The following is a 16,533-nucleotide window of genomic DNA, read 5'->3' on the forward strand; positions in this document are numbered from 1 at the left end:
CTGACAGGGGGAACACCGCGCCAGCCCATGGCAGGTGCTTCGGGTCGCGTACAACCTCACGACTCGAAGGGGAACAACGCATGCGTTCGACCACGTCTCGGCGCGCCCTCTGGGCGGCGCTGGCCGGCCTTGCCACCATCGCACCGCTGCAAGCGGCCGATCTCTCGATCACCCAGTTCCGTCTCCGCGGCCCCGCGGGCGGCAACGACGAATTCATCGAAGTACAGAACACCGGCACCGCGCCGCTCGACCTGTCGGGCTACAAGCTCAACGCGTCGAATGCCAGCGGTACCACCGGCACCCGCTTCACGTTTCCTGCCGGCGCCACGGTGGCACCGGGTTGCTTCGCCCTGCTCGCCAACACGGCCGCATCCGGTTACTCCGGCAGCGTCACGCCTGACTTCAAATACAGCACGGGCGTCACCGACGACGGCGGCATCGCACTGCTGAATGCGTCGGGTGCGGTGCTAGACCAGGTGGGCCTGAGCAGCGGCTCCGCCTACAAGCTGGGCACGCCGCTCGCCAGCCTGGGCAGCAGCAACGCCGACCAGGGCTACGGCCGCAAGACCAATGCCGGTGGTTTCCCGCAGAACAGCGGCAATAATGCATCGGACTGGGTGAAGGTCGCCCCCACCGCGCCGCGCAACAGCACGTCACCGTGCGTAGCCCAGGGCCCGTCGCTGTCGATCGCGGACAGCACCGTCAGCCTGCGCAACGGTGACGATGTGCAGATGCCGTTTACCGTCACCCTCAGCAAGGCTGACGACAGCGACGTCACCGTGCATGCGGCTACCGCCGACGACACGGCCACCGTGGCTGCCGGCGATTACGATGCCGTCAACACCACGCTGACCATTCCGGCCGGTGCGACCAGCGCCACGATGAACGTCACGGTGCATGGCGCCAAGGCCGCCGGTCCGGACAAGGCCTTCCGCGTGAACCTGACCGATGCCACCGATGGCATCGCGATCTCGAAGGGCTCGGCCATCGGCGCGATCCTCAACGAGATTCCGGTCGCCGCCGAGATCTGGCAGATCACCGGCCGCGGCCAGGTCTCGCCGATGCTGGGCAAGCGCGTGGCCACCAAGGGCAATATCGTAACTGCCGTAGGCCCGGCCGGCTTCACGATGCAGACGCCGGACAACCGTGCGGATGACGACGCCCTGACCTCCAACGGCATCTACGTGTTCACCAGCGCCGCCCCGACCGTGAAGGTGGGTGACCAGGTGGACGTGGAAGCCACGGTGGACAACTACTACAACCTGCCGGAGCTGAAGAACGCCACGGTCAGCACCACGATGCACGGCGCGCGCCTGCCGAAGGCCGTCGTCTTCAACGACAAGGTGCCCTCGTCCGATCCGAACGCCCTGTCCTGCGGCACCACCAACTTCCAGTGCTTCGTGGGCATGCGCGTCACCATCAACGACGGCATGATCACCACGGGCAACCTTCGCTTCAGCAACGAGCCTTTCGCCGAGGTGTACATCACCGCCAACGGCAAGCGTTCGCTGCGCGAGCCGGGCGTGCGTTACACGGTGCCGGTGCCCGAGGGCGTAAACCTGCCGAACTGGTCGGGCAACCCGCAGGTGCTGAAGATGAACACGGCCGACTTCGGTGCCGTGCCGGTGAACACGCCGTACAACGCGGGCACCACGTTCAGCGCCGAAGGCGTGATCTCGTATGCGTTCGGTGCCTATACGTTCATTCCGACCAAGGTCACCGTCAAGAAGGCGGCACCGCTGCCGCGCGCGGTCGATCCGCGTCCGTTCTTCGCCGTGCGCGTGGGTGGCTTCAATACCGAGCGTTTCTGCGATACGGAGTTCAACACCACCTTCACGTGCAGCGGCGGCAGCAAGGAGCCCACCGCCGACGAAGTGAAGCTGAAGACGCAGCGCCTGTCTGCCTACATCGGCAGCGTGCTGAAGCTGCCGGACATCCTGTCGGTGGAAGAGGTGAAGAGCCTCACCGTGTTGCAGGGCCTCGCCAAACAGCTGGGTGACGATTATCCGGTGCAGTACGAAGCGTTCCTGCAGCCGGGTCATGACCCCAGCGGCATCAACGTGGGCTTCCTCGTGCGTACGGATCGCGTGCGCGTGGTGAACGTGCGCCAGCTCGATGCCGACGCCACGTGGCAGGACCAGGGGCAGACTTCGTTCCTGCATGACCATCCGCCGCTGCTGCTCACCGCCGACGTGCCGACCCTGCTGGGACGCATGCGCGTCAACGTGATCGCGGTACATCCGAAGGCGCGCCAGAACGTTGACAAGACCGGCCCCACCGCCGATCGCGACCGCCAGAAGCGTTTCCTCCAGGCCCAGTCGCTGGCAAACCAGGTGCAGGCCTTGCAGACCGACCGCAAGAACCTCTTCACCCCGCTGCTGGTGGTGGGTGATTTCAATGCTTATCAGTTCAGCGATGGCTTCGCGGACGTGGTCGGCCTGATCTCGGGCAAGTACGACGACAGCCAGAACCTGCTGAAGCTCGGCAAGAACATCGTCAAGCCGGCGCTGTGGAACGCCGTGGATTCGGTGCCCTCGAACGATCGCTATTCGTTCCTGTTCACCGAGAACTTCGGCAACGTACAGGGCCAGGCCCCGCGCTCGGTGCCGACGCACCAGGTGCTGGACCATGCGCTGCTCAACACCAATGCGCGTGCGCTGTTCCTGAAGATGCAGTACGGCCGCGGCAACCTCGACGCACCGGTGCAGACGCTGGACGATTCGGCGAAGGCCACCGATGTGAAGAAGGCGCTGGGCTCGTCCGACCACGATGGTTTCGTGGTGGATATGCTGGCACTGCCGACGATCCTGCTTTGATGGCGTGATGTAAAAAGGCGCCCGGCTTCGGCCGGGCGCCTTTTTTTATGCCTGGGTCTACGAGCCCCGCTCTTGTAGGAGCGCGCCTGCGCGCGACCGGATGTGGCGAAATCCATCACCGTTTCCGGATACCCGGTCGCGCGCGAGGCGCGCTCCTACACGGCGAAGCGGTTGGTTGCCTTCACCAGTTCGCTGGCAATGCCCGGCTCGAAGGCCGAATGACCGGCATCCTGCACCACCGTCAGTTCAGCCTCAGGGAATGCACGATGCAGATCCCACGCACTGCGCATCGGGCAGACCACGTCGTAGCGACCCTGCACGATCACGGTGGGGATGTGGCGGATCTTGTGGACGTCACGCAGCAGCTGGCCATCGACTTCGAAGAAGCCCGCATTGACGAAGTAGTGGCATTCGATGCGCGCGAAGGCCAGTGCGAATTCGTCTTCACCGTTGGACGAGATATGGCCCGGGTCCTGGTGCAGGTGGCTGGTGCCTGCCTCCCACACGGACCACGCACGCGCTGCCGCGACACGCACGGCCGGATCGGTGCTGGTGAGACGGCGATGGTAGGCGCTGATCAGGTCGCCGTGCTCGGCCTGCGGAATGGCCGCCAGGTAGGCCTCCCACGAATCCGGATACAGGTCGCTGCAACCGGACTGGTAGAACCACTCCAGCTCCGTGCGGCGCAGGGTGAAGATGCCGCGCAGCACCAGCTCGGTCACGCGCTCCGGATGGGTCTCGGCATAGGACAGCGCCAGGGTGGAGCCCCACGAGCCGCCGAAGACCTGCCACTTTTCGATGCCCAGGTGCTCGCGCAGTCGCTCGATGTCGGCGACGAGATCCCAGGTGGTGTTGTCGGTGAGTTCGGCGTGCGGCGTGGACTTGCCGCAGCCACGCTGGTCGAACAGCACGATGCGGTACTTCGCCGGGTCGAAGAAGCGGCGGCAGTTGGGGTTGGTGCCGGCGCCGGGGCCGCCATGCAGGAAGACCACGGGCTTGCCCTTCGGATTACCGCTTTCCTCGAAGTAGAGGGTATGCAGGGGCGAGACCTTGAGCATGCCGCTGTTGAACGGCTCGATCGGCGGGTAGAGGTCGGTGGATTCCGGGGCCATGGTCGGGTCCTTGGGAGGGGGAAAACCCCAAGGCTAGCACCACACCCGTTGTAGGAGCGCGCCTCGCGCGCGACCGGTGGCGTGGAGACAATGAGGATCGCCGCCCCGCCCTGTAGGAGCGCGCCTCGCGCGCGACCGGTGATGCGATGATCTCCATCGGTTCCGCATCACCGGTCGCGCGCAAGGCGCGCTCCTACCAGGAGACAGATGGTTCGGGGCGGCGGGGTCGCGCGCGAGGCGCGCTCCTACAGGAGTTTTCCGGGGTTCATGATGTTTCTGGGGTCCCAGACGGCCTTGATGCCGCGCATCAGGGCGATCTCGGCGTCCGAGCGTACGCTGCCCAGCCATGGCTTCTTTACCAGGCCGATGCCGTGCTCGGCCGAGATGCTGCCTTCGTGCCGGTGCAGTGTTTCCACCAGCAGCGAGGTCACGTGCTCGCACTGCGACACGAAGGTGTCGTTGGCGAGATCATCCGGCTTCAACACGTTGATGTGCAGGTTGCCATCGCCGATGTGGCCGAACCAGACCACGTCGAAGTGGGGATACTCGGCGGACAGCAGCCGCTGCATTTCCTCCATGAAGGCAGGCACCACGGAAATGCGCACCGACACGTCGTTCTTGTAGGGCTTGTAGCGCGCAAGGCTCTCGGTGATGCCCTCGCGCAGCCGCCACAACGCCGCCGCCTGCGCATCGCTGGAGGCGATCACGCCATCGACCACCCAGCCCTCTTCCACGCAACGCTCGAAGAAATCCAGTGCGTCGGCTTCGCCAGCGGCGTCGAACTCCGTGACCACGTAGAACGGATGATCCTCCGCAAACGGCTTCTGCGCACCATGCGCGGTCACATGCGCCAGCGCGCGGTCGGTGAAGAATTCGAACGCTTCCAGCCGCAGACGATGGTTCGCCTCGGCGAACACCTTCATCAGGGCATCCATCGCCGGTATGGCGAGCAACATGACCTGGGTGTCGGGCGGTGGCGCCGTGAGCCACAGCGTGGCCTCGACCACGATGCCCAGCGTGCCTTCCGAACCGATCACCAGATGGCGCAGGTCATACCCCGAAGCATTCTTCACCAGCCCCTTGTTGAGGTCGAGCAGTTCGCCCGTGCCGGTGACGACCTTCAGCCCGGCTACCCACTGGCGCGTGTTGCCGTAGCGGATGACCCGGATTCCGCCGGCATTGGTCGCGATGTTGCCGCCGATCTGACAGGAGCCTCGTGCGGCGAAGTCCACCGGATAGATCAGCCCCCGGTCGCGGGCCGCTTGCTGCACCGCCTCAAGCGCGATGCCGGGCTGCACGGTGAGGGTGCGGTCCACGGGATTGAAATCGAGGACCTTGTTCATCCGGTCCAGGCTCAGCACCAGCTCGCCATGGGCCGCCACGGCACCGCCGGACAGGCCGGTCCGGCCACCGGAAGGAACGATGGCGACACCCGTCTGCGCCGCCCAGCGGACGATGGCCTGCACCTGCGCGATATCGGCCGGAAAGGCCACCGCCAGCGGGGCCGGCGTCCAGCGCCGGGTCCAGTCGCGGCCATGGTGTTCGAGGTCGCCGGGGTCGGTCGACAGCTTCAGGTCGGGCAGCAGGCGGGCAAGCTCGGACAGGCGCGGATCGGTCATGGGGGCTTCGCTCGGGTCGATCCCCCGAGGGTGCCAGCGGCGGGAAGCGGCGTCCACTGCACTGCAACAATCCCGTCGCCCATCTGGCATAGTGGACGTCCACCCACGCGGAACCTGGCCGGCCATGAAGCGCACGTCGTATCCGAAAGAAGACATCAAGGTCCTGCTGCTCGAAGGCGTCAGCCGCAGCGCCCTCGACACCTTTCGCCAGGCCGGATACACCCAGATCGAGTTCCACGAAAAATCCCTGCCCGACGACGAACTGCGCGAGCGCATCGCCGATGCACACATCGTGGGCATCCGCTCCCGCACGCATCTCTCCGCCGAGGTGTTCTCCCATGCCCGCCGCCTGATGGCCGTGGGCTGCTTCTGCATCGGCACCAACCAGGTCGATGCCGCCGAAGCCGAGCGCCTGGGTATCCCGGTGTTCAACGCGCCCTACTCCAACACGCGCAGCGTGGCCGAACTGGTCATCGCCGAAACGATCATGCTGGTGCGTCGCATCCCGGAGAAGAATGCCGAATGCCATCGCGGCGGCTGGTCCAAGTCGGCCGCCGGCAGCTACGAGGTGCGCGACAAGGTTCTGGGCATCGTCGGCTACGGCCACATCGGCACCCAGGTCGGCGTGCTCGCCGAGTCGCTGGGCATGCGGGTGATCTTCCACGACATCGAGCCCAAGCTCTCGCTGGGCAATGCCCGCCCGGCTGCCAGCCTGGATGACCTGCTCGAACGCGCCGACGTGGTCACCCTGCACGTCCCCGAAACCGCGCAGACGAAGGACATGATCGGAGCGGCCGAACTGGGCCGCATGCGCCCGGGCTCCATGCTGGTGAACGCCTCGCGCGGCACCGTCGTGGATATCGACGCCCTGGCCGAAGCCCTGCGCTCGAAGCACCTGGCCGGCGCCGCCATCGACGTTTTCCCGGTGGAGCCCAAGGGCAATGGCGATGCGTTCCTGTCGCCGCTGGTGGGCATGGACAACGTCATCCTCACTCCGCACGTCGGCGGCAGCACGGCCGAGGCGCAGGAGAACATCGGTATCGAGGTGGCCTCCAAGCTGGTGCGCTACAGCGACAACGGCAGCAGCCTGTCCGCCGTGAATTTTCCCGAAGTGTCGCTGCCGGGCCATCCGACCAGCCGACGCCTGCTGCACATCCACCGGAATATCCCGGGCGTGCTCTCGCGTATCAACGAGGTGTTCTCGCGCGCCGCCGTGAACATCGACGGCCAGTACCTGCAGACCTCGCCGCAGCTCGGCTACGTGGTGATCGACGTGACCACCACCGAAGAGCATGCCGCGGCACTGCGCAACGAACTGGCCGCCATCGACGGCACGCTGAAGGCGCGCGTCCTCTACTGAGGCGCGTCGTCGGAGACCACCCGCGCCCTGCCCCGCTGCTTGGCGGTGTAGAGGCGGCGGTCGGCCACGCCGATGAATGGGTTCACCTCGTCGTGTTCCTTCGGCACCAGGGTGTGTACGCCGGCACTCAGGGTAAGACGGGCACCCGGACCGATGCCCGTATGCGGGATGAGGGCACGGTCTACCAGGTCGAGGCAGCGCCAGGCCTGCGCCATGGCCGTGGGCTCGTCGGTGTCGGGCAGCAGTAGCACGAACTCTTCGCCGCCGAAGCGACACAGTACGTCGCGCGGTCCGCGCAGGATGCCGGTGAGTGCCTTCGCCACCCGCTTCAGGCATTCGTCGCCTTCCAGGTGACCGTAGTGGTCGTTGTACTGCTTGAAGTAATCGATATCGAGCACCACCACCGATACCGGCTGCCGAAGACGCTTTGCCTCGCGCCATTCGATGTCCATCATGCCGTCGAAGCGGCGACGGTTGGCAACGCCCGTCAGGCCGTCCTTGTAGGACAGCTCTTCCAGCTCGCGCTGCATGTCGAGCAGTTTTTCTTCCGTACGCTTGCGCTCGCTGATGTCGAACATGAAGCCGATCAGGGAGTTTGGCGTGCCATCCGGGTTGCGCACCACGTGGACCACGTCGCGGATCCACACGAAGGTGCCGTCCTTGCGCAGCGCCCGGTAGTCGGCCTCGTGGTCGATGCCTGCCTGCGACTGCGCCACGCAGAAGTTGAACACCCATTCGCGGTCTTCCGGGTGCATGCGGTCGGCCCAGTCCTGCACCGTCGCCCACGACTGCGGCGACCAGCCCAGTAGTTCCTCGATCTGCGGGCCGATGTAGTCGAACCGCAGCGTGGCCCAGTCGATCTTCCAGGGAATGGCCCGGGTGGATTCCAGCAGGGTCTTGTAGACCCCCGGTTCCTCGGTGAGGATCACGTCTTCAATGCTCATGGGGATCGGTACGCTTGGGAGTTGGCCCGCTTAAGACGGTCGAGTGCGCGCTGATGCAACTGGATGAGATGATCGGGATCATCGTAGTCGATCCGCCAGCCGCAGCGTAGTTCCCGGCGCATCAGGCGGATCATGGCCTTGATGACGACATCACTGTACGCCTCCGGCTTATCTCCCGTCACTTCGGCGAGACGGCCACGTACGCACTCGTCGTCGCTCAGCACGGGGCAGATGCGATAGCGGTAACGCCCGCCGATCCGCTCCGGGGGAAGATCCATGAAGCGCTCGCCCTTCTGGCGGAAGACACTGTGCGGCAGGCGATAGGCGTTATGCCCGAAGATCGGAAGATCATCGGGCATGGGCACCTCGTCATCCAGCACCTGCAACTCGGTAACGAGCGGCGTCAAGTGGTCGAGCCGGTAGTCCGCCTGGACGGATGGGTTGCCCACGCGCGTGAGGTTGGCCAGCAGTTCGCCCAGTGACGCATGGCCTATCACTGCCGCCTTCTTGGGCAGGCCACCCCACACGCCGTCCGCGCCCTGAAGCAGGGCTTCGATCACGGAGGCATTCTCGAAACCTGCACCGGCATGGATGTGCACCAGAATCTTGAAAGGAGCCGGCAGGATCTCGCGCGCCGCCGCGACATAGGCGCCCACCTGGAACGGAAGATACGTACCGCGGTCGTCCTCCATCGTGATCCCCTCGATCGGCAGTGAGCCGATGAGTTCGAGCACGTCGAAGGTGTCGTCAGGGGATTCCGAAAAGGCGTCGCAACCATCGACGATATTGATGAAGATGCGCGGCTTGCCACCGTCCTCGCCCTTCACGTTGTCGAGCAGCCATTGGACGCTGGCCGGAATGCTCCGCTTGAGCATGTCGAGGTCGTACAGGCCGTCCATGCCGAAGGGGCTGAGATAGATTTCGTGGACGGTGTTGGGGACGCGGTAGTCGCGCAGCTTGATCTGCGAGGGATCGGGCGTGAAGCGCCCCTTGTCGTCGACGCGGCCCAGGGCGGTGAAGGCATAGCAGCCGTGCAGGTCGGCATGCGTATCGCGCAGGAAACGCATGAAGTCGTCGTCGACTTCCAGTTCCCCGGGTGCGCTGTAGTCGAGCGTGCCAAGCGAGATATGACGGAAGCCGAACTCTCTCAGCCTGGGCAGCAGTTCCACTTTTTCTTCCAGCGTCTGGCCCACCCGGGAGCCGACCGGGTTCTCGCGCAGCGAAAGATCGATCAGGAAGGGCTGGATGGAGGCCAGCCTCGCGAGCTTTGCCTGTGCCTCGGCGAGCACGGCGCGGGCACGATCCCGTGCAACGGATGACGACATGCGATTCCCCCCGGAAGCGGCGTTGTAGCCGTGTCTGTATCGCAGGGATATCGGCAGGCTGGCAAGGCCCTTGAGCCCGGTCGGTGTCGGGGTGAACCCAAGGGCGCGGCAGGTGTTTCATCCATGAAACACGATCGATTACCGGGAAAGACTTACCACTGGTTATCGTCGAACGAATCGCTGCCGCCGGATGAGCTGTCGTCCCAGGAATTGTCGTTGTTGCCGAAGTCCACCGGATCGTTGCGGAGATCGTCGTAAGCCTGCCCTGAAGGGTCCGGCGTCACGTTGCCGGAAGAACCTACCTCCCGGATGACTTCCCCGTCCCGATGCGAACGGAGAGCCTCGTCGAGAAGCACGCCGGCGGCGAGGCCACCCAGGCCTGCGGCGACGGCGCCACCCACGCCGGACGACGGCGGCGGGGCATAAGGCGGAGCGTAACCGTTATAGCCGTTGGGGTTGTAGCCACCGCCCGGTGGTACGCCGTTGAACGGCGAGGCCTGGTTGCCATTGCCAAAGGGGCTGGCGGCCGGACGCTGGCGACGCGACCACAGCACGGCGATGAGCACGATCACGCCGACGATCACCAGCAGGCCGGTCAGCAGTGACACGCCACCGTGCTCCCGGGCCGGACGTGCGCCCTCGGACATGACCTGGGCGCTGCCCGATCGCGAGCCTGAAGACGGCGCCAGCGCCGTGTTCAGCTCTCTCTGAAATTGCTGGAATTTCGCCGGGTCCGTGAAATGGGTGGCCGGATCGAGCGTGGCCGCTTGCGTGGCCTCGGCACGCGCTTCACCGATGTTGCCCTCGTGGGCCAGCACCTGGGCCAGCACGTAGTGCGCCTTGGCACTCTGCGGGTGATCCTTGATCGCCTCGCGCAGCAGGGCCTCGGCTCCCGGATAATCGCCCCGGACGATGAGCGCCTGGACGTCGTGCGGTGAATCGGCGGCACTCGCCAGCCCCGTCAGGGCCAGCAGGACAAAGGCAAGAATCAGCTTCTTCATGGCACGCTTCGGCGGGGTGATTCCCGTTTGAGTGGCGCCGACCACGAAAGTTCTCAAGGCCCAGCACGACCGGCTCATGTAGGAGCGCGCCTGCGCGCGACCGGAAAGGCGAAGCGCCCCCATCCCGCCATGCCGTGGAAAACCCAAGCCGTATGTATTGCGATGTCGCGAAAACCGGTCGCACGCAAGGCGCGCTCCTACAGGGGTATTCGGCTGATCCGAACGCAACCCAGCCCTTGTAGGAGCGCGCCTGCGCGCGACCGTTCAAAGCCGTGAGCCTCCCGCTAACGAATCTGTCGCGCGCAAGGCGCGCTCCTACAGAGGTATTCGGCTGATCCGAACGCAACCCAGCCCTTGTAGGAGCGCGCCTGCGCGCGACCGTTCAAAGCCGTGAGCCGCCCGCTAACGAATCTGTCGCGCGCAAGGCGCGCTCCTACAGGGGCGTTTGGCTGATCCGAACGCAACCCAGCCCTTGTAGGAGCGCGCCTGCGCGCGACCGGGACGGGCGATACCTCAAAAGCAAAAGGCGCCCCAACGGGACGCCTTTTGTTTTGAATAATGGTCGGGGTGGCGAGATTCGAACTCGCGACCACTACACCCCCAGCGTAGTGCGCTACCAGGCTGCGCTACACCCCGACGAGCTAACGATTGTAGCAGCTTCGACGCCGCCTGCGGAAGCAGGTCAGCGACGAAGCAGAGTGAGAACTTCTTCCAGCTCCAGGCGAACCTGACGCACGATCTGATGCGACATGGTGGCCTCCACGCGGGCCTGGGGGCCCTCGAGGCGGGCGCGGGCGCCCGTGATGGTGAAGCCCTCGTCATACAGCAACGAGCGGATCTGGCGGATCATGAGCACATCATGGCGCTGGTAATAGCGGCGGTTGCCGCGGCGCTTGACGGGCTTCAACGCGGGAAACTCCTGCTCCCAGTAACGAAGCACGTGCGGCTTGACGCCGCAAAGCTCGCTCACCTCACCAATGGTGAAGTAGCGCTTCGCCGGTATGGCCGGAAGCTCGGTGTTATTCCCTGGATCCAGCATAGCCCTCGACTCTTACCTTGAGTTTCTGGCCGGGACGGAAGGTGACCACCCGCCGGGCCGAAATGGGTATTTCCTCGCCGGTCTTCGGATTGCGACCGGGCCGCTGATTCTTCTGGCGCAGGTCGAAGTTGCCGAAGCCCGACAGCTTTACCTGCTCGCCCTTCTCGAGCGCCTCACGCACGACCTCGAAATACGCGTCCACGAATTCCTTGGCCTCGCGCTTGTTGAGGCCCACGTCGAGGAAAAGCCGCTCGGCCATTTCCGCCTTGGTCAGCGCCATCTCATCCTCGCATTCTTGCCTTGCATGTCTTCTCCAATACCCCCACCGCTTCTGCCACGCGAGCGTCGGCATCGTCGTCGGTAAGGGTGCGTGAAGCGTCCTGTAAAATCAAGCCCATAGCGAGACTCTTTCGCCCCTCGTCGATCCCCTTGCCCGCATAGCGGTCGAACAGGCGGATCTCCTTGAGGACGTCGCCGAGCACGCCACGGACGGCGCCCTCGACGCTGGCCCAGGTCACCTCTTCCGGCAGTTCCATGGCGATATCGCGGCGAACGGCGGGGAAACGGGTCACCCGCGACGCCCGCGGCAGGCGACGGGCCAGGATCGGCTCCAGTGCCACTTCCAGCACGTGGACGTCGGTGCCCAGGTCGAGTGCCTTCGCCAGCGCGGGATGCAACGCGCCGATGAAGCCGGCCGGGTGGCCATCACGCAACACGCGGGCACCACGGCCCGGATGCAGCCACGACGGCAGATCATTCGTATCGGTCGACCAGCGCTCCGGCTCACCGGTGCGTGCGATCAGTGCATCCAGGTCGCCCTTGAGGTCGAAGAAGTCCACGGTGCGCGTGGCTTCGCCCCACTGCTCTGCCCGGGCCGCACCCGAGGCGACCACGGCCACGCGGCCGATCTCGTCCGGCGCGCCGCCTGTGGCATGGAAACTACGCGCCACTTCAAACAGGCGCACGCGTTCCTGCTGGCGGGCACGGTTGTAGCGCAGAGCCTCGATCAGGCCCGGCAGCAGCGAGGTGCGCATCACGGCCAGATCGGCCGACAGCGGATTGGCCAGCGGTACCCAGGCATGGTCCACGCCCCAGGTCTTCAGCAGTTCGGCGCTGACGAAGGAGAGAGTGACCGCCTCGTAATAGCCTCGGGCGGCGAGCTGATCGCGCAGCTGCATCTCGGAAAGACGGGTCTCGGCCTCCGGCATGAGGGCGATCTTGCCTGCCGGGGTGGTCGTGGGAATCCGCTCATAGCCATGGATGCGGGCGACCTCTTCGATGAGGTCTTCCTCGCGCTCGATGTCGAAACGGCTGCTGGGCGGGGTGACCTGCCAGCCATCGGCCACCTCCACCACACCCATGCCGAGCGCGGTGAAGATGCGGGTGACTTCGGCGGCGGCCACATCGATGCCCAGCACGCGACGCAGGCGCGCATGACGCAGCAGCACCGGAGCGTGTTCGCGCAGGTCTTCCGGACGCTCGGCTGAGCTGATCGGACCGGCCTTGCCGCCGGCGATGGCCAGCAGCAGTTCGGTGGCCCGCTCCAGCGCACGCCTCGGCAGCGCGGGATCGACGCCACGCTCGAAACGATGCGAGGCGTCGGTGTGCAGGCCAAGCTTGCGGGCGCGACCCATGATGGCGGACGGCGCGAAGTGCGCGGCCTCCAGGAAGATGTTGCGGGTGTCGTCGGTGACGCGCGAATCGAACCCGCCCATCACGCCGGCTACGGCCAGCGCCTTCGCATCGTCGGCAATGACCACGAAGGACGGATCGAGCTTCGCCTCGCTGCCGTCGAGCAGCTTCAGGGTTTCACCCTCGGCCGCATGACGGGCAACGACGGTGCCGGAGAGCGTGTCGTTGTCGAAGGCGTGCAGCGGGTGGCCCAGTTCAAACATTACGTACTGGGTGACGTCGACGATGGCACTGATCGGGCGGATGCCCGAGCGACGCAGGCGTTCGGCCAGCCACAGCGGCGACTTCGTGCTGGCGTCGATGCCCTCGATGACGCGACCGAGATAGCGCGGAGCGTCGGCGCCAGCGTCCAGCTTCACCGCACGGGTGGCGGCGGAGGTCACGGGCGCGTCGCCCACGCCGATCGACTTCACATGGCTGCCGAACAGCGCGGCCACGTCGTGGGCCAGGCCGTTGAGGCCGAGCACGTCGGGGCGGTTCGGGGTGATCTTCAGTTCGATGCTGGCATCGGGCAGGCCGAGGTAGGCGGCCAGTGGCGTGCCGACCGGTGCATCGGCCGGCAGTTCGAGCAGGCCGGAGGCATCGGCGTCGATGTCCAGCTCCTTGGCGGAGCACAGCATGCCGAACGATTCGACGCCGCGCAGCTTGGCGGCCTTGATCTGGATGCCACCCGGCAGGCTGGCACCCACGGTGGCGAGCGGCACGCGGATGCCTACGCGCGCATTGGGCGCACCGCAGACGATCTGCAAGGGTTCGCCCTGCCCTGCATCGACCTTGCAGACCTGAAGACGGTCGGCTTCGGGATGTTTGGTGGCTTCGATGATCTCGGCGACGACCACGCCGTCGAGACCTTCGCCCAGCGTGGTGACCTCTTCGACTTCGAGGCCGGCCATGGTCAGCGCGTGCACCAGCGCGGCGCGGTCCGCGTCGACGGTCACCAGTTCACGCAACCAGTTTTCGGAGAATTTCATGGGAGCGACTCGCTAAACAGGAATGGCGGATCAGGCGAACTGGCGCAGGAAGCGCAGGTCGTTCTCGAAGAACGCGCGCAGGTCGCCCACGCCATAACGCAGCATGGCGAAGCGCTCCACGCCCAGGCCGAAGGCGAAGCCGGTGTAGCGCTCCGGATCGATGCCGCAGTTCTTCAGCACGGTGGGATGCACCATGCCGCAGCCGAGCACTTCGAGCCAGCGCGTGGAACCGTCTTCGGCATCCCAGCGGATGTCCACTTCGGCCGAGGGCTCGGTGAAGGGGAAGTAACTCGGACGGAAGCGCATTTCGAAATCGCGCTCGAAGAACGCGCGAATGAACTCGGCCAGGGTGCCCTTCAGGTCGGCGAAGCTGGAGGTCTCGTCCACCAGCAGGCCTTCGATCTGGTGGAACATCGGCGAGTGGGTCTGGTCCGAATCGCTGCGATAGACCTTGCCCGGCGCGATGATGCGGATCGGCGGCTGGCGCCCCTGCATCGAACGGATCTGCACCGGCGAGGTATGCGTGCGCAGCAGGCGGCCGTCACCGAAGTAGAAGGTGTCGTGCATCGCGCGCGCCGGATGGTGCGGCGGGAAGTTGAGCGCTTCGAAGTTGTGCCAGTCGTCCTCGATCTCGGGACCGTCGGCGCGCTGGTAACCCAGGCGACCGAAGATGTCGGCGATGCGTTCGAGGGCGCGGGTGATCGGGTGGATGCCACCGAAATCGCCGGCGCGACCCGGCAGGGTGACATCGATGCGTTCGGAGGCGAGGCGACGATCCAGCTCGGCCTGCTCCAGTGCCTGCTTGCGCACGGCGATGGCGTCGGTGAGGCGCTCCTTGGCCCGGTTCACTTCCGCGCCGCGCGCCTTGCGCTCGTCGCCGGATAGCTGGCCCAGGGCCTTCAGGGCGGCGGTGACCGCGCCGTTCTTGCCCAGGAGGGCGACACGCAACGTGTCCAGCGCCTCAAGCGAAGCCGCCGATTCGATGTCGCGGAGGGAGGCGTCGATATGCTCGATCGATTCCATCGGTTTTCCCTGATTTTTCGGGCACACAAAAAAGTGTGGGGAGAAGGCAAGGCCTTCTCCCCACGTCATCCATCATCGCGCGATATAAGTTACCGCACGTGGTAAAGCGGATTACGCAGCCAGACTGGCCTTGGCCTTCTCTGCGATCGCGCCAAACGCCTTGATGTCGTGCACGGCAAGGTCCGCGAGAACCTTGCGGTCGACCGAGATGTTGGCCTTGGCCAGACCGTTGATGAGACGGCTGTACGACAGGCCGAACTGGCGAGCGGCGGCGTTGATACGGACGATCCACAGCGCGCGGAACTGGCGCTTGCGCTGCTTGCGGCCGATGTAGGCGTACTGACCGGCCTTGATGACAGCCTGGTTAGCTACGCGGAAAACCTTGCGACGGGCGTTGTAGTAGCCCTTGGCACGGCCGATGATTTTCTTGTGACGACGACGAGCGGTAACACCACGCTTAACACGAGCCATTTTTCTTAGCCTCCCTTAGAGATACGGCAACATGCGAGCTACACCCTTGGTGTCGCACGCCTTGACGTGGTTGGGAGCGCGCAGGCCGCGCTTACGCTTGGTGGACTTCTTGGTCAGGATGTGCGACTTGAACGCATGGCCTGCCTTGAACTTGCCCGACGCGGTCTTGCGAAAACGCTTCGCGGCCGCCCGGTTGGTCTTGATCTTGGGCATGGGAATGCTCCGTATTTCGGTTGCTGACTGATCCGGCGGCGGGCCCTGGGGCCTGCGCTTTCCATCCTGCCGGGTACGGTGATCGGCCCATCCATTCGGACCGAGCCGGCGAGGATACACGAAATTCGTGGGTTTATCACGCTTTGTGATGCGTGACATCACAACCTGTGATTTTCGTATCACGGTGCGTGATATTACCCTCATGGCCCGTTAGCCCCGGCTCGTCGTTCCTGTGAAAACAGGAACCCAGCGCCCCGGTTTGCCAGCATGGCCAAGGCGTTGCATCGGCTTTTATGTAGGGGGAGCCCTGGCGATAACCCATTGCATCGCACTGGGTTCCTGCGTGCGCAGGAACGACGGGTAGTCGCGCTGTCTCAGCCAGATATGAGAACGGCGCCCTGAGGCGCCGTTCCGAGTGATCAGATCTTCTTTTTCGGACCGATCATCATGACCATCTGGCGGCCTTCGAGGCGGGGGAAGGACTCCACCACACCGTCTTCGCCGATGTCGGTCTGAACCCGGCGAGCCAGGTTCTGGCCGAGGTCCTGATGGGACATTTCACGGCCGCGGAAGCGGATGGTGACCTTGACCTTGTCGCCTTCCTCAAGGAACTCGCGCATCTTGCGAAGCTTGATCTGGTAGTCGCCCTCGTCCGTGACCGGACGGAACTTCACTTCCTTGATTTCGACCTGCTTCTGCTTCTTCTTGGCGGCCTGGGCTTTCTTCTGGGCTTCGAACTTGAACTTGCCGAAATCCATGATCTTGCAGACCGGCGGGTCGCCGTTCGGCTGGATTTCGACGAGATCGAGGCCGTCCTCTCCGGCCAGGCGGATGGCATCACGGGTATCCATGATACCCAGCTGCTCGCCCTCGGCACCGAGCACGCGCACGCGCGGCACCTTGATCTCGTTGTTCTTGCGATTGCCCTTGTTATCGGTCGTAGCGAT

The 16,533-nt window shown here is 65.1% G+C and carries 14 protein-coding genes and 1 tRNA gene; 2 read left to right on the plus strand and 13 right to left on the minus strand.

Annotated features, from left to right (window positions below):
• Nucleotides 1-80: 80 nt before the first annotated feature.
• Nucleotides 81-2,816 carry a lamin tail domain-containing protein gene (locus KR767_RS01205; protein ID WP_250877854.1) on the plus strand — a complete coding sequence of 912 codons (2,736 nt, stop codon included), beginning with the start codon at nucleotides 81-83 and terminating at the stop codon, nucleotides 2,814-2,816.
• A gap of 155 nt (nucleotides 2,817-2,971) precedes the next feature.
• Here the strand turns inward: KR767_RS01205 and pip are convergent, their stop codons facing one another.
• Nucleotides 2,972-3,928 carry a prolyl aminopeptidase gene (gene pip / locus KR767_RS01210; RefSeq protein ID WP_250877855.1) on the minus strand — a complete coding sequence of 319 codons (957 nt, stop codon included), beginning with the start codon at nucleotides 3,926-3,928 and terminating at the stop codon, nucleotides 2,972-2,974.
• 245 nt (nucleotides 3,929-4,173) lie between these two features.
• Nucleotides 4,174-5,547: an FAD-binding oxidoreductase gene (locus KR767_RS01215; RefSeq protein ID WP_250877856.1), complete on the minus strand. Its 1,374-nt coding sequence runs from the start codon at nucleotides 5,545-5,547 to the stop codon at nucleotides 4,174-4,176.
• A gap of 124 nt (nucleotides 5,548-5,671) precedes the next feature.
• Between KR767_RS01215 and serA the strand changes: the two genes are divergently transcribed.
• A complete protein-coding gene (serA, locus tag KR767_RS01220) occupies nucleotides 5,672-6,907 on the plus strand; it encodes a phosphoglycerate dehydrogenase (RefSeq protein ID WP_250877857.1) in 1,236 nt (411 codons plus the stop codon).
• On the opposite strand, the gene KR767_RS01225 is transcribed toward serA, so the two are convergent.
• The 11 genes from KR767_RS01225 to infC all read right to left on the minus strand — a co-directional run bounded on the left by KR767_RS01225 (nucleotide 6,901) and on the right by infC (nucleotide 16,533).
• Nucleotides 6,901-7,851 (minus strand): GGDEF domain-containing protein, encoded by a 951-nt coding sequence (locus KR767_RS01225; RefSeq protein WP_250877858.1) that lies wholly within the window; start codon nucleotides 7,849-7,851, stop codon nucleotides 6,901-6,903. The two genes, serA and KR767_RS01225, sit on opposite strands and share 7 nt — an antisense overlap.
• Nucleotides 7,848-9,176 (minus strand): beta/alpha barrel domain-containing protein, encoded by a 1,329-nt coding sequence (locus tag KR767_RS01230; RefSeq protein ID WP_250877859.1) that lies wholly within the window; start codon nucleotides 9,174-9,176, stop codon nucleotides 7,848-7,850. Before KR767_RS01230 ends, KR767_RS01225 begins: the two co-directional genes overlap by 4 nt.
• Before the next feature lie 152 nt (nucleotides 9,177-9,328).
• A complete protein-coding gene (locus KR767_RS01235) occupies nucleotides 9,329-10,177 on the minus strand; it encodes a tetratricopeptide repeat protein (RefSeq protein ID WP_250877860.1) in 849 nt (282 codons plus the stop codon).
• A 559-nt stretch (nucleotides 10,178-10,736) separates the two neighbouring features.
• Nucleotides 10,737-10,813: transfer RNA gene (locus KR767_RS01240), tRNA-Pro, on the minus strand.
• A gap of 46 nt (nucleotides 10,814-10,859) precedes the next feature.
• Nucleotides 10,860-11,216, minus strand: coding sequence for a MerR family transcriptional regulator (locus KR767_RS01245; RefSeq protein ID WP_166952494.1), 357 nt, complete (start codon nucleotides 11,214-11,216; stop codon nucleotides 10,860-10,862).
• On the minus strand, nucleotides 11,197-11,496 hold the full coding sequence (gene ihfA, locus KR767_RS01250) for an integration host factor subunit alpha (protein ID WP_144909793.1): 300 nt from the start codon (nucleotides 11,494-11,496) through the stop codon (nucleotides 11,197-11,199). Before ihfA ends, KR767_RS01245 begins: the two co-directional genes overlap by 20 nt.
• Before the next feature lies 1 nt (nucleotide 11,497).
• Nucleotides 11,498-13,879, minus strand: coding sequence for a phenylalanine--tRNA ligase subunit beta (pheT, locus tag KR767_RS01255; protein ID WP_250877861.1), 2,382 nt, complete (start codon nucleotides 13,877-13,879; stop codon nucleotides 11,498-11,500).
• A gap of 30 nt (nucleotides 13,880-13,909) precedes the next feature.
• On the minus strand, nucleotides 13,910-14,902 hold the full coding sequence (gene pheS / locus KR767_RS01260; RefSeq protein WP_166952500.1) for a phenylalanine--tRNA ligase subunit alpha: 993 nt from the start codon (nucleotides 14,900-14,902) through the stop codon (nucleotides 13,910-13,912).
• A 111-nt stretch (nucleotides 14,903-15,013) separates the two neighbouring features.
• A complete protein-coding gene (rplT, locus tag KR767_RS01265) occupies nucleotides 15,014-15,373 on the minus strand; it encodes a 50S ribosomal protein L20 (protein WP_072322974.1) in 360 nt (119 codons plus the stop codon).
• Nucleotides 15,374-15,388: 15 nt separating this feature from the next.
• Nucleotides 15,389-15,586: a 50S ribosomal protein L35 gene (gene rpmI / locus KR767_RS01270; RefSeq protein WP_036114929.1), complete on the minus strand. Its 198-nt coding sequence runs from the start codon at nucleotides 15,584-15,586 to the stop codon at nucleotides 15,389-15,391.
• Nucleotides 15,587-16,005: 419 nt separating this feature from the next.
• Entirely contained in the window at nucleotides 16,006-16,533 is a 528-nt protein-coding gene (gene infC, locus KR767_RS01275; RefSeq protein WP_425602760.1) for a translation initiation factor IF-3, read from the minus strand.

Origin of the sequence: Luteibacter anthropi, from assembly GCF_023699965.1 — a bacterium.
Lineage (GTDB): Bacteria > Pseudomonadota > Gammaproteobacteria > Xanthomonadales > Rhodanobacteraceae > Luteibacter > Luteibacter anthropi.

Coding starts and splice junctions, on each gene's coding strand:
- pip (WP_250877855.1), bottom strand. CDS start 3,928: ATGGCCCCGGAATCCACCGACCTCTACCCGCCGATCGAGCCGTTCAAC.
- KR767_RS01205 (WP_250877854.1), top strand. CDS start 81: ATGCGTTCGACCACGTCTCGGCGCGCCCTCTGGGCGGCGCTGGCCGGC.
- KR767_RS01235 (WP_250877860.1), bottom strand. CDS start 10,177: ATGAAGAAGCTGATTCTTGCCTTTGTCCTGCTGGCCCTGACGGGGCTG.
- KR767_RS01230 (WP_250877859.1), bottom strand. CDS start 9,176: ATGTCGTCATCCGTTGCACGGGATCGTGCCCGCGCCGTGCTCGCCGAG.
- rplT (WP_072322974.1), bottom strand. CDS start 15,373: ATGGCTCGTGTTAAGCGTGGTGTTACCGCTCGTCGTCGTCACAAGAAA.
- rpmI (WP_036114929.1), bottom strand. CDS start 15,586: ATGCCCAAGATCAAGACCAACCGGGCGGCCGCGAAGCGTTTTCGCAAG.
- serA (WP_250877857.1), top strand. CDS start 5,672: ATGAAGCGCACGTCGTATCCGAAAGAAGACATCAAGGTCCTGCTGCTC.
- pheS (WP_166952500.1), bottom strand. CDS start 14,902: ATGGAATCGATCGAGCATATCGACGCCTCCCTCCGCGACATCGAATCG.
- pheT (WP_250877861.1), bottom strand. CDS start 13,879: ATGAAATTCTCCGAAAACTGGTTGCGTGAACTGGTGACCGTCGACGCG.
- KR767_RS01225 (WP_250877858.1), bottom strand. CDS start 7,851: ATGAGCATTGAAGACGTGATCCTCACCGAGGAACCGGGGGTCTACAAG.
- ihfA (WP_144909793.1), bottom strand. CDS start 11,496: ATGGCGCTGACCAAGGCGGAAATGGCCGAGCGGCTTTTCCTCGACGTG.
- KR767_RS01245 (WP_166952494.1), bottom strand. CDS start 11,216: ATGCTGGATCCAGGGAATAACACCGAGCTTCCGGCCATACCGGCGAAG.
- KR767_RS01215 (WP_250877856.1), bottom strand. CDS start 5,547: ATGACCGATCCGCGCCTGTCCGAGCTTGCCCGCCTGCTGCCCGACCTG.